Origin of the sequence: Pseudomonas sp. HN2, from assembly GCF_020736465.1 — a bacterium.
GTDB lineage: Bacteria > Pseudomonadota > Gammaproteobacteria > Pseudomonadales > Pseudomonadaceae > Aquipseudomonas > Aquipseudomonas moraviensis_A.
Map to the genome: position 1 here is coordinate 2013049 of NZ_CP085885.1, position 11829 is coordinate 2024877.

9 protein-coding genes are annotated in these 11829 nt (G+C 60.9%); 3 read left to right on the top strand and 6 right to left on the bottom strand.

Translation table 11 applies throughout. From position 1 onward, the window contains the following. Positions 1 to 10: 10 nt before the first annotated feature. On the bottom strand, positions 11 to 1471 hold the full coding sequence (gene dacB / locus LIS66_RS08970; RefSeq protein WP_039763007.1) for a D-alanyl-D-alanine carboxypeptidase/D-alanyl-D-alanine-endopeptidase: 1461 nt from the start codon (positions 1469 to 1471) through the stop codon (positions 11 to 13). Between the two features lie 234 nt (positions 1472 to 1705). Between dacB and LIS66_RS08975 the strand changes: the two genes are divergently transcribed. Continuing rightward, positions 1706 to 2050, top strand: a complete 345-nt coding sequence (locus LIS66_RS08975; protein ID WP_016773843.1) for a YggL family protein — start codon at positions 1706 to 1708, stop codon at positions 2048 to 2050. A gap of 240 nt (positions 2051 to 2290) precedes the next feature. On the opposite strand, the gene LIS66_RS08980 is transcribed toward LIS66_RS08975, so the two are convergent. Continuing rightward, positions 2291 to 3481 carry a benzoate/H(+) symporter BenE family transporter gene (locus LIS66_RS08980; RefSeq protein ID WP_042608437.1) on the bottom strand — a complete coding sequence of 397 codons (1191 nt, stop codon included), beginning with the start codon at positions 3479 to 3481 and terminating at the stop codon, positions 2291 to 2293. A 357-nt stretch (positions 3482 to 3838) separates the two neighbouring features. Between LIS66_RS08980 and LIS66_RS08985 the strand changes: the two genes are divergently transcribed. Next, positions 3839 to 4603 carry a GntR family transcriptional regulator gene (locus LIS66_RS08985; RefSeq protein WP_039763010.1) on the top strand — a complete coding sequence of 255 codons (765 nt, stop codon included), beginning with the start codon at positions 3839 to 3841 and terminating at the stop codon, positions 4601 to 4603. A gap of 156 nt (positions 4604 to 4759) precedes the next feature. Here LIS66_RS08985 and guaD read toward each other — a convergent pair whose 3' ends face one another. From guaD to xdhA, 4 genes are all read right to left on the bottom strand, one after another. Then, entirely contained in the window at positions 4760 to 6064 is a 1305-nt protein-coding gene (guaD, locus tag LIS66_RS08990; protein ID WP_227974030.1) for a guanine deaminase, read from the bottom strand. Positions 6065 to 6077: 13 nt separating this feature from the next. Then, complete coding sequence (gene xdhC / locus LIS66_RS08995; protein WP_227974031.1) at positions 6078 to 6935, bottom strand: xanthine dehydrogenase accessory protein XdhC; 858 nt, start codon at positions 6933 to 6935, stop codon at positions 6078 to 6080. 118 nt (positions 6936 to 7053) lie between these two features. Further along, the gene (xdhB, locus tag LIS66_RS09000) at positions 7054 to 9453 is read right to left on the bottom strand and encodes a xanthine dehydrogenase molybdopterin binding subunit (protein ID WP_227974032.1); all 2400 of its coding nucleotides are present in this window, start codon (positions 9451 to 9453) and stop codon (positions 7054 to 7056) included. After that, positions 9446 to 10900 carry a xanthine dehydrogenase small subunit gene (xdhA, locus tag LIS66_RS09005; protein ID WP_064362834.1) on the bottom strand — a complete coding sequence of 485 codons (1455 nt, stop codon included), beginning with the start codon at positions 10898 to 10900 and terminating at the stop codon, positions 9446 to 9448. The genes xdhB and xdhA overlap by 8 nt, the downstream gene beginning before the upstream one ends. Before the next feature lie 268 nt (positions 10901 to 11168). Between xdhA and LIS66_RS09010 the strand changes: the two genes are divergently transcribed. Beyond that, positions 11169 to 11828 carry a GntR family transcriptional regulator gene (locus LIS66_RS09010; protein ID WP_039763015.1) on the top strand — a complete coding sequence of 220 codons (660 nt, stop codon included), beginning with the start codon at positions 11169 to 11171 and terminating at the stop codon, positions 11826 to 11828. The last annotated feature ends 1 nt before the right edge of the window (position 11829 follow it).

Sequence of the window (11829 nt, forward strand, 5' to 3'; positions counted from 1 at the left end):
TCAGCGTCGGTCAGAGGACCGAAGCGGTCTGCGGCAGTTTCGGCTGTTTGTACAGATCCAGCAGCACCTGATCGAGCACCGACGAGGCGCCAAACGGGGCCTTGTCGTTGAGGATCGCCACCACCGCCCAAGTATTGCCGTTGACGTCACGGCTGAAACCGGCGATTGCGCGCACGGTGTTCAGAGTACCGGTCTTGACGTGGGCTTCGCCGCGCATCGCCGTGGTTTTCAGACGTTTGCGCATGGTGCCGTCGGTACCGGCAATCGGCAGCGAGCTGATGTATTCGGCGGCGTACGGGCTGTGCCAGGCGGCCTGAAGCATATTGGCCATCTCACGCGCACTGACTCGCTCGGCCCGCGACAGACCAGAGCCGTTCTCCATCACCAGATGCGGGGCGGTGATGCCTTTCTTCGCCAGCCATTGACGGACCACGCGCTGCGCCGCCCGGGCGTCATCACCGTCGGCGTCGTTGCGGAAACGCTGGCCAAGGCTGAGGAACAGCTGCTGAGCCATGGTGTTGTTACTGTATTTATTGATGTCGCGGATGATCTCGGCCAGATCCGGCGAGTAAGCGCGGGCGAGCAACTTGGCGCTGCTCGGCGTCGGCGCCAGACGGTCCTTCCCCTGAATGCTGCCACCCAGCTCCTTCCAGATCGCGCGCACGGCGCCGGCGGTGTAGGTGGCGTGGTCGAGCAGCGACAGGTAGGTCTGCGAGCTGCAACCTTCACCCAATTGACCGCCAACGGTCACGGTCACGCTGCCATCGGCCTGCGGCACCGGGTTGTAGCGCACGCCGCCGGTGCATTGCTTGGAGGGCAGCGCCTTGACGGTGTTTTCGATACGAATGCTGGCAATCGGCGGCTCCACCGAAATCAACACGCGGCCACCGTCATTGCGTGCAACGAAGCGCAGGGCCTTGAGGTTGACCAGCAACGAATCGGGCTTGACCAGAAACGGCTTGTTATCGTCGTTGCCGTCATCGTTGAATTCCGGCAATTGCGGCTGCACGAAGAAGTTGCGGTCGAGGATCAGGTCGCCGGTGATCTGCGTGACGCCGTTGGCGCGCAGGTCGCGCATCAGCAGCCAGAGTTTCTCCATGTTCAGCTTCGGGTCACCGCCACCCTTGAGGTAGAGATTGCCGTTGAGAATGCCGCCGCTGAGGTCGCCGTCGGTGTAGAACTCGGTTTTCCACTGATGGTTGGGGCCGAGCATTTCCAGCGCCGCGTAGGTGGTGACCAGTTTCATCGTCGAGGCCGGGTTGACCGACACATCGGCGTTGAACACGGTCGGCGTGCCCGGACCGTCGAGCGGCACCATCACCAGCGACAGCGCAGTGGGCTGCAGCTTGCTGGCCTTGAGGGCTTTTTCGACGTTCGGGGTGAGGGAAGTGTTGATGGTGGCAGCGGAAACGGGCAGGGCCAAAGGCAGAAGAAGGCCAGCGAGAAACAGTGGACGCAACGATTTGATCATATGCAATAAAACCCTGCTGAAGAGGGGGAAAAAGACGAGGACATGGATGAAAAGGCCCTCAGTGGTCATGAAAGTGTCGGCATTATGCCCCAAGCTGTAACAGCTTGTGCCGTGTCAGGGCCGGCCAAGGGGTTATTTTTTTACAGGCGGTCGGCCGCAGCGGCCAGAGAGTCGGGCAATCGCCGGCTTAAACTGGTAAAGTGCCGGCCGTTATTACTTAAGAGGATTGTTCCAATGGCGACTAACCGTTCCCAGCGTCTGCGCAAAAAACTGTGCGTTGATGAATTTCAAGAGCTGGGTTTCGAACTGAACCTGGACTTCAAAGAAGACTTGTCCGAAGAAGCCATTGACGCTTTCCTCGAAGCATTCATCAAAGAAGCAATGGAAGCCAACGGTCTGGGTTATGTTGGCGGCGACGACTTCGGTCTGGTATGCCTGCAGAAGCGTGGCTCGGTCAACGAAGAGCAGCGCGCTGCCGTTGAAGCCTGGCTGAAAAACCGCTCCGAGCTGACCAAGTACGAAGTCAGCCCGCTGCTGGACGTGTGGTATCCGGAAAAGCCAATCAACGCGGCTAAGTGATACTGAAAAAACGGCGACCTTCGGGTCGCCGTTTTTTTTCGTCTGGGGTTTGGGTGTTCGACTTGGATTCAGTGGTGAATTCACCCCTCACCCCAGCCCTCTCCCGAGGGAGAGGGAGCCGATTTGTGGGCTTTTCAAGATATGAGTTCGACTCGGTACCTCATGTGGCGCACCTCTTCCAGACACCACGGTCAGTTCCCTCTCCCTCCGGGAGAGGGCTAGGGTGAGGGGCTTTTGATCTTAAGCTTTACGCCAATTCAAAATCACCAGCGTCACCACCCCCGCCACAATCCCCCAGAACGCCGAGCCAATGGAAAACAGCGTCAGCCCCGACGCGGTGACCATAAAGGTGATCAGTGCAGCTTCCCGTTCCTTCGCCTCGCTCATGGCGATGCTCAAACCATTGATGATCGAGCCGAACAGCGCCAGTGCGGCAATCGACAGCACCAGTTCTTTCGGCAATGCGGCAAACAGGGCCGCCAATGTGGCGCCGAACACCCCGGCAATCCCGTAGAACACCCCGCACCACACCGCGGCGGTGTAGCGTTTGTTGCGGTCTTCGTGGGCATGCGGGCCAGTGCAGATCGCCGCGCTGATCGCCGCGAGGTTGATGCCGTGGGAGCCGAACGGCGCCAGTAACAACGAGGCGATGCCGGTGGTGGTGATCAGTGGCGAGGCCGGGACGTTATAGCCATCGGCACGCAGCACCGCGATGCCGGGCATGTTCTGCGAGGTCATCGCCACCACGAACAGTGGAATGCCGATGCTGATGGTCGCCGCCAGAGAGAAATGCGGCGTAGTCCAGACTGGCGTCGCCACTTCCAGATGAAAGCCGCTGAAATCCAGCAGCCCCATGAAGCCCGACAGCGCGGTGCCGATCAGCAGCGCAGCGAGCACGGCATAACGCGGCGACAGGCGTTTGACCAGCAGATAGGTGAAGAACATCCCCAGCACCAGCCCGGTGCGGTGTTGCGCGGCGACAAAGATTTCGCTGCCGATCTTGAACAGAATCCCGGCGAGCAATGCCGCCGCCAGGGAAGCCGGGATCTTTTTCACCAGCCGTTCGAAGCTGCCGGTCAGGCCGCAAATCGTCACCAGTACCGCGCAGGTAATGTAGGCGCCGATCGCCTCGCCGTAGCTGACACCGCCCAGGCTAGTGATCAGCAACGCCGCGCCGGGGGTCGACCAGGCGATGGTGATCGGTGTGCGATAGCGCAGCGACAGACCGATCGAGCACACCGCCATGCCGATCGAGATCGCCCAGATCCACGAGGAAATCTGCCCGCTGCTCAGCCCGGCCGCTTGCCCGGCCTGGAACATCAGCACCAGCGAACTGGTGTAGCCGGTCATCATCGCGATGAAACCGGCGACGATGGCGGAAGGCGAAGTATCGGCCAGCGGGCGCAGGCGGGCGTGGGTGGCGTCGGTCATGACGGCGGTGTTCCTTATAACAATGGAGATGTCCCCTTCGACGCAATCCCCCTGTAGGAGTGAGCCTGCTCGCGATGGCGGTGTGTCAGTCGAATTATCGCTGAATGACACACCGCCATCGCGAGCAGGCTCACTCCTACAGGGGATAGTGCGTAGAAGGCGGATTCTGCGATCAAGCCTAAACTCAAACGTAACCTGCCGTTGCAATACAGCCGAAGTCGCAAACAGCCGTACAGTCGTGTTGCCACCATTCATTGTGTACAATCGCGCTGTTTTTTACGCGATACTTGCCAGCGACCTACTGTGCCGTATTACAGTCACGGTCTATTCGCCGCAGTTTTCCCGACTCGAGTGCCCATGAACGAACAGTTGCAACCCCTCAAGAAACAACCGCGAGCAGGCAAAGCCGGCCGCAGCGGGACCCAGGACGATATTGTCTACGCGCATATCTTCGAGGCCATCCTCGAACAGCGTCTGGCGCCCGGCACGAAATTGAGCGAAGAAGCGCTGGGGGAAATCTTCGGGGTCAGCCGCACCATCATTCGCCGCGCGCTGTCGCGTCTGGCCCATGAAGGCGTGGTGCTGTTGCGGCCAAACCGTGGCGCGGTGGTCGCCAGCCCGAGCGTTGAAGAGGCGCGTCAGGTTTTCCTCGCCCGGCGTCTGGTCGAACGCGCCATTACCGAATTGGCCGTGCAACACGCCACCGCCGAGCAGATCGCCGAACTGCGGCAGATGGTCAATGACGAACGCGACAGTTTCTCCCGTGGCGATCGCGGCGCCGGTATTCGTCTGTCAGGCGAATTCCACCTGAAACTGGCGGAAGCGGCGATGAACGCACCGTTGATCAGTTTCCAGCGCAGCCTGGTTTCGCAGACTTCGCTGATCATTGCCCAGTATGAAAGCGGCAACCGTTCGCACTGCTCGTACGACGAACACACTCAACTGATCGACGCGATCGAGAAGCGCGACGGCGAGTTGGCGGTGAACCTGATGATGCATCACATGGATCACATCGACAGCAAGCTCAATCTCGACGAGGAAGGTGCGTCGGATGACCTGCATGCGGTGTTCTCGCATTTGTTGCAGACCAAGAAGCCGGGTCGCTCGAGCGCCAAGCTCTGATCTGAAACCGAGTCGCGGCTTTCGCGAGCAGGCTCGCTCCCACAGGGGAATGCATTTCAAAGGTGGGAGCGAGCCCGCTCGCGAAGACAATCTGACCGCCAACAAAAATCCCCCGGGGCGTCCACCACCGGGGGATTTTTTATGCTTTGAAAAAACTCAGCGCTGATGCACCAACGCCCCCGCCGCATACGTCTGCGCAACCGTGCGGTCATCCCCCAGCGTCATCAACACGAACAACGTCTCGGCAATGTTCTTGGACTGCTTCAAGCGATAGCTGAGCAGCGGCGTGGCGTTGTAATCCAGCACCAGGAAGTCGGCATCGGAGCCCGGCCGCAGATTGCCGATCCTGTCTTCCAGGCGCAGCGCCCGCGCGCCACCCAGGGTCGCCAGATACAGCGACTTGAACGGACTCAATCGCGCGCCCTGCAGTTGCATCACCTTGTAGGCTTCGTTGAGGGTTTGCAGCAGCGAGAAACTGGTGCCGCCGCCGACGTCGGTGCCGAGGCCGACATTGAGCTTGTGCTTTTCGGCCATCGGCAGGTTGAACAGGCCGCTGCCGAGGAACAGGTTCGAGGTCGGGCAGAACGAGATTGCCGAGCCGGTTTCCGCCAGTCGCGCGCATTCGTCATCACACAGGTGCACGCCATGAGCGAACACCGAGCGCTCGCCGAGCAACTGGTAGTGATCGTAGACGTCGAGGTAGCCTTTGCGCTCCGGGAACAGCTCCTTGACCCATTCGATTTCCTTGAGGTTTTCGCTGATGTGGGTCTGCATGTACAGATCCGGATACTCCGTCAGCAGTTGCCCGGCGAGGGTCAGTTGTTCCGGGGTGCTGGTGGGGGCGAAGCGCGGCGTCACTGCGTAATGCAAACGGCCCTTGCCATGCCAGCGCTCAATCAGCGCCTTGCTGTCGACGTAGCTGGACTCGGCAGTGTCGACCAGATAGTCGGGGGCATTGCGGTCCATCATGACCTTGCCGGCGATCATGCGCAGGTCAAGCTTCTCGGCGGCCTCGAAAAACGAATTCACCGATTGCGGATGCACGCTGCCGAACACCAGCGCCGTGGTGGTTCCGTTGCGCAGCAGTTCCTTGATGAAGATGTCGGCGACTTCGTCGGCGTGGGCCTTGTCGCCAAACTGGCTTTCGCAGGGAAAGGTGTAGGTATTCAGCCAATCGAGCAATTGCTCGCCGTAGGAACCGACCATGCCGGTTTGCGGCAGATGGATGTGCGTATCGATGAAGCCCGGTGTAATCAACGCATCCTGATAATGGTTGATCTCGATATCCGCCGGCAGGGTTGGCAGCAGTTCGCTGGCGTGGCCGACGGCGCTGATCTTGCCGTCATCGACCACCAGCAGGCCATCCTCGAAATATTCATAGGAGGTTTCAATGCCGACCTCGGCAGGGTCGGCAATGCTGTGCAGGATGGCGGCGCGGTAGGCTTTGCGAGTCAGAGGCATGAGGGTTCTCTAATCAGTTTGAGGCTTTGAGTTTGGCCGCCTGACTGCGGCGCGAGGCGGGCAGCAGTCGGGCAATCGGTTCAGCGCGGGCACTGTGCTGGCCGAAATTGGCGTTGTAGGTGGCGATGATTTCGCCGGCGATGGAGATGGCGATTTCCACAGGCAATTTGCCTTTGACTTCGCCGATGCCCATCGGGCAACGCATGCGTTGCACTACGCTCGGGTCGAAACCCCGATCGCGCAGGCGGTGTTCGAATTTGGCGCGCTTGGTTTTCGAGCCGATCAGGCCGAACCAGGTGAAATCGTTGCGCTTGAGAATCGCCGCGGTCAGCTCCAGATCGAGCTGATGGTTGTGGGTCATGACGATGCAGTAGCTGCCGGCAGGCAGGTCATCGATTTCATCCACCGGCTCTTCGCTGACGATTTTACGCACGCCGTGGGGGATGTGTTCGGGGAACTCGGCCTCGCGCGAGTCAATCCAGCGCACCCGGCAGGGCAGGCTGGCGAGCAGCGGCACGAGGGCGCGGCCGACGTGGCCGGCGCCGAACACGGCAATCTGCGCCTGCACCTGGCCCATCGGTTCGAACAGCAACACCGTGGCGCCGCCGCAGCACTGGCCGAGGCTGGCGCCAAGGCTGAAGCGCTCCAGATGCGTGTCCTGCTTGCCGCTGGCGAGCATCTCGCGGGCGATCTGCATGGCTTTGAATTCCAGATGCCCGCCACCGATGGTGTCAAACAGGCGGTCGGCGCTGACGACCATTTTCGAGCCGGCGTTGCGTGGCGTCGAGCCGAGTTCTTCGATGATCGTCACCAGCACACAGGGCTCGCCCTGGTTCTGCAGGTCGGCGAGGGCGTCGATCCAGTTGTACATATGTCACCCCTACAACATCGTTGTCTGTTCGGGCCTCTTCGCGAGCAGGCTCGCTCCCACATTGGCAATGCATATCCCTGTGGGAGCGAGCCTGCTCGCGAATGGCCGCGCCTCGGTCCTAGAGCGGAGCCAGCTCGGTCTCGGCTTCTACAGCCTTTACCGCCTTCAACTGACGCATCTGCTCACACCCCCACAACACTCGCTCCGGCGTGGCCGGTGCGTCGATTTTCGGCTGATGCTGATAATCACCGAGGCTCGCCACCGCGTCCTTGATCGCGCACCACGCGGCGATGCCGAGCATGAACGGCGGTTCACCGACAGCCTTGGAATGGAACACCGTGTCTTCCGGGTTCTTGCGGTTTTCCACCAGCTTCACCCGTAGATCCAGCGGCATGTCCGCCACGGCCGGGATCTTGTAGCTGGCCGGGCCGTTGGTCATCAGCTTGCCTTTGTTGTTCCACACCAGCTCTTCCATGGTCAGCCAGCCCATGCCCTGGATGAAGCCACCCTCGACCTGACCGATATCGATCGACGGGTTCAGCGAGGCGCCGACGTCATGCAGGATGTCGGTGCGCAGCATCTTGTATTCGCCGGTCAGGGTGTCGACGATCACTTCGCAGCACGCTGCGCCGAAAGCGAAGTAGTAGAAGGGACGGCCACGGGCCTGACTGCGGTCGTAATAGATTTTCGGCGTCTTGTAGAACCCGGTGCTCGACAGCGAGACCTGATTGAAATACGCCTGCTGGATCAGCGCTTCGAACGTCAGGATCTGCTCGCGCACACGCACGTGGCCGTTGCGGAATTCGACGTCTTCTTCGCTGACCTTGTAGTGCCGCGCGGCGAACTCGATCAAGCGTTGCTTGATGGTCTGCGCTGCGTTCTGCGCAGCTTTGCCGTTCAGGTCGGCGCCGCTGGAGGCAGCGGTCGGCGAAGTGTTCGGCACCTTGTCGGTGTTGGTCGCGGTGATCTGCACACGGTCGATTTCCACCTGGAACACTTCCGCCACGACCTGGGCGACTTTGGTGTTCAGGCCTTGGCCCATTTCCGTGCCGCCATGATTCAGGTGGATGCTGCCGTCGGTGTAAATGTGGATCAGCGCACCGGCCTGATTGAGGAAACTCGCCGTGAAGGAAATCCCGAATTTCACCGGAGTCAGCGCCAGGCCTTTCTTCAGGATCGGGCTGTTGGCGTTGTAGCGACGGATCGCTTCGCGCCGCTCGGCGTACTGGCTGCTTTCTTCCAGTTCGGCGGTCATCTCTTCGAGCATGTTGTGCTCGACGGTCTGGTAGTAGTGGGTGACATTGCGCTCGGTCTTGCCGTAGTAGTTGGCCTTGCGCACCGCCAGCGGGTCCAGCTTCAAGTGCCGGGCAATCGCGTCCATCACTTCCTCGATGGCGACCATGCCCTGCGGGCCACCGAAGCCGCGATAAGCAGTGTTCGACGCGGTGTTGGTCTTGCAGCGATGGCCGTTGATGGTGGCATCGCCGAGGTAGTACGAGTTGTCCGAGTGGAACATCGCCCGGTCAACGATCGACGCGGACAGATCCGGCGAGCAGCCGCAGTTGCCGGCCAGCTCCATGTTGATCCCGTGCAGACGCCCGCTGCTGTCGAAACCAACGTCGTACTCGACGTAGAACGGGTGACGTTTGCCGGTCATCAGCATGTCTTCGACCCGTGGCAGACGCATTTTGGTCGGCTGGCCGGTGAGGTGCGCCACCACTGCGCACAGGCAGGCCGGGCTCGCGGCCTGGGTTTCCTTGCCGCCGAAACCACCGCCCATGCGGCGCATGTCGACGACAATTTTGTTCATCGACACGTCGAGCACTTCGGCGACCAGTTTCTGTACTTCGGTGGGGTTCTGCGTCGAGCAATAGACGATCATGCCGCCGTCTTCGGTGGGCATGACTGAGGAGATTTGCGTCTCCAGGTAGAAATGTTCCTGGCCGCCGATGTGCAGCGTGCCTTGAATGCGATGCTCTGCGGTGGCCAGCGCCGAGGCCGAATCGCCGCGCTGGTGGGTGTGGCTGTCGAGCACGAAGTGACGTTTGCGCAGGGCTTCGACGACATCCAGCACCGGTTCGAGATCTTCGTATTCGATGATCGCCGCCATCGCCGCTTTGCGGGCGGTCTCCAGGTCTTTCGCCGCGACCGCCAGCACCGGTTGGCCGACGAACTGCACGTCATCGATCGCCAGCAACGGATCGCCCGGCATCAGCGGGCCGATGTCTTTCAGGCCCGGCACGTCTTCGTGGGTGATGACAATGCGCACGCCTTCGAAGGCGTAGCACGGCTGCGTGTCGATGCTGAGGATTTTCGCGTGGGCGCGGTCCGACAGGCGTGCATACAGGTGCAACTGGTTGGGGAATTCCAGGCGGTCATCGATGTACTGCGCTTCACCGGACACATGCTTGGCGGCGCTGTCGTGCTTGACGCTGCGGCCGACACCGGTGGTCAGGTCCTGGGCGAACAATTCGGCCAGCTCAGCCTGGGTCTTCTCTACGACGTGATGGTTAGACATAAGCGGTCACCCGAGTCTCGATGTGCGGTGTTTGCAGTTCGATGAAGTATTTGCGCAGCAGATTCTGCGCGCTGAGCAGGCGATATTCCTTGCTGGCGCGGAAGTCCGAGAGCGGTGTGAAATCTTCGGCCAGCGCGGCGCAGGCACGCTCGATCACCGCGTTGGTGAAGGGCGCGCCTTGCAGCACGGCTTCGCAATGCGCGGCGCGTTTGGGGATCGCCGCCATGCCGCCGAAGGCCACGCGGGCGTCGGCGATCACCCCGTTTTCCACGCGCAGGTTGAACGCGGCGCAGACGGCGGAGATATCGTCGTCAAGACGCTTCGACACTTTATAGGCGCGGAACAACTGCTCGGCGCTGGCGCGCGGGACGATGATTTTTTCGATGAATTCGCTTTCCTGGCGCGCGGTGACGCGGTAGTCGATGAAGTAATCTTCCAGGTTCAAGGTGCGGCGGGTTTCGCCTTTGCACAGCACGATCTGCGCGCCGAGGGCAATCAGCAGCGGTGGCGAGTCACCGATCGGCGAGGCGTTGCCGATGTTGCCGCCGAGGGTGCCCTGGTTGCGGATCTGCAACGAGGCGAAGCGGTGCAGCAGTTCGCCAAAGTCCGGATACTCGGCGTTCAACGCTTCGTAGCAGTCGGAGAGGGCAGTGGCGGCGCCGATTTCGATGCGGTCGGCGAAGGTCTCGATGCGCTTCATTTCGGCGACGTTGCCGACGTAGATCATCACCGGCAGGGTGCGGTGGAACTGGGTGACTTCCAGCGCCAGATCGGTGCCGCCAGCGAGCAGCCGGGCTTGTGGGTAAGCATCATAGAGATCGGCCAGATCAGCGACGGTCAGCGGCACTAGGCAACGCTTGTCGCCGCTGTTGAGTTCTCCGATATCGGTCGGCGCGATGGACTTGAGGCGGGCGATGGTTTCGGCTTCACGGGCGTCGAACTGATCCGCTGGTTTGGCGCAGCAGGATTGTTCGGCGGCGGCGAGGATTGGCCGGTAGCCGGTGCAGCGGCAGAGGTTGCCGGCCAGCGCTTCGTGGGCCTTGGCCTGGTCCGGTGCATCGCTGTTCTTTTGCAGGGCGAACAGCGACATGACAAAGCCGGGGGTGCAGAAACCGCACTGCGAGCCGTGGCACTCGACCATGGCTTTCTGCACGCTGTGAAGTTCGCCCTTGTGCTTGAGGTCTTCGACGCTGATCAGTTGTTTGCCGTGCAAGGACGAGACGAAAGTCAGGCACGAATTGAGGCTGCGATAGCGGATGTGTTCACGTCCCGTGTCATCGGTCTGCAACTCGCCAACCACCACGGTGCAGGCGCCGCAGTCGCCGCTGGCGCAACCTTCTTTGGTGCCGGGCTTGCCCACGTGTTCGCGCAGGTAGTTGAGCACAGTCAGATTCGGGTCCAGGGCGTGCTCGCTACGGAGTTCCTGGTTAAGTAAAAACTGGATCACGGAAGGCCTCGCAGACTCATTATTGTTGTTAACCGACGTGGACCGAATTTAGCAGGTCTGACTTTTCGGTCAATGGTTTTCTGACTTAAAGGTCAGGAAAATCCGTTTCGTCGATCAACAGCGTGTCTATTCAGTATTGACCTTCATCGGTCACCGCGCTTTTTTGCGGGATTCGTGCCAAAAACCGCTGAGTGGGCACTCCGCCATGACCGTGCATTTGCGCTACACTGCGCCGCTTGTGCAGATCGATAGAGTTTGAAGGACAACCATGACGTTCAAGGCGCCGGACAGCCTCGCCGAGCAAATCGCTCACCACCTCGCCGAACGCATCATTCGTGGCGAAATGAAGCCGGGAGAGCGCATCCAGGAACAGAAGGTCACGCTGGCGCTCAACGTCAGCCGCGGTTCGGTCCGCGAAGCCTTGCTGATCCTTGAGCGCCGTCACCTGATCGCGATCCTGCCGCGTCGTGGCGCCCACGTTACCGAGCTGACGCCGCACAAGGTGCAGAGCCTGTGCACGCTGATGAGCGAGCTGTACATCCTGCTCGGCAATTCCGTGGCCAACGGCTGGCAAGTGCAGTCGGACATGGCGCCGTTCGTACAGATCCAGCAGCGCCTGACCGCCAATTACGAGCGCGGCGATATCCGCAGCTTCGTCGATGACAGCTTCGCGGTGATGCGCGCCGCCTATCCGTTTGCCAACAATCCGTATCTGCAGGAAACCGTCGAGAACCTCCAGCCGGCGATGAGCCGCGCCTACTTTCTCGCCCTCGAACAGCGCAAAGCGGAGATGAGCGAGTTCCTCGAGCTGTTCGAACGCTTGCTCGCTGCCGTGCTCGCCCGTGATTTGCCGCAGATCCGCATCGTGCTCACGGCGTACGCCCAGCGCAGCTGCGATCTGGTGGTGTCTGCGCTGACGGTTGCCTGAG

Bases quoted from the DNA above. Each gene is read 5' to 3' on its own strand.
- LIS66_RS08985 (WP_039763010.1), top strand. From the start codon at position 3,839: ATGAACGAACAGTTGCAACCCCTCAAGAAACAACCGCGAGCAGGCAAA.
- LIS66_RS08975 (WP_016773843.1), top strand. From the start codon at position 1,706: ATGGCGACTAACCGTTCCCAGCGTCTGCGCAAAAAACTGTGCGTTGAT.
- dacB (WP_039763007.1), bottom strand. From the start codon at position 1,471: ATGATCAAATCGTTGCGTCCACTGTTTCTCGCTGGCCTTCTTCTGCCT.
- LIS66_RS09010 (WP_039763015.1), top strand. From the start codon at position 11,169: ATGACGTTCAAGGCGCCGGACAGCCTCGCCGAGCAAATCGCTCACCAC.
- xdhB (WP_227974032.1), bottom strand. From the start codon at position 9,453: ATGTCTAACCATCACGTCGTAGAGAAGACCCAGGCTGAGCTGGCCGAA.
- LIS66_RS08980 (WP_042608437.1), bottom strand. From the start codon at position 3,481: ATGACCGACGCCACCCACGCCCGCCTGCGCCCGCTGGCCGATACTTCG.
- xdhC (WP_227974031.1), bottom strand. From the start codon at position 6,935: ATGTACAACTGGATCGACGCCCTCGCCGACCTGCAGAACCAGGGCGAG.
- guaD (WP_227974030.1), bottom strand. From the start codon at position 6,064: ATGCCTCTGACTCGCAAAGCCTACCGCGCCGCCATCCTGCACAGCATT.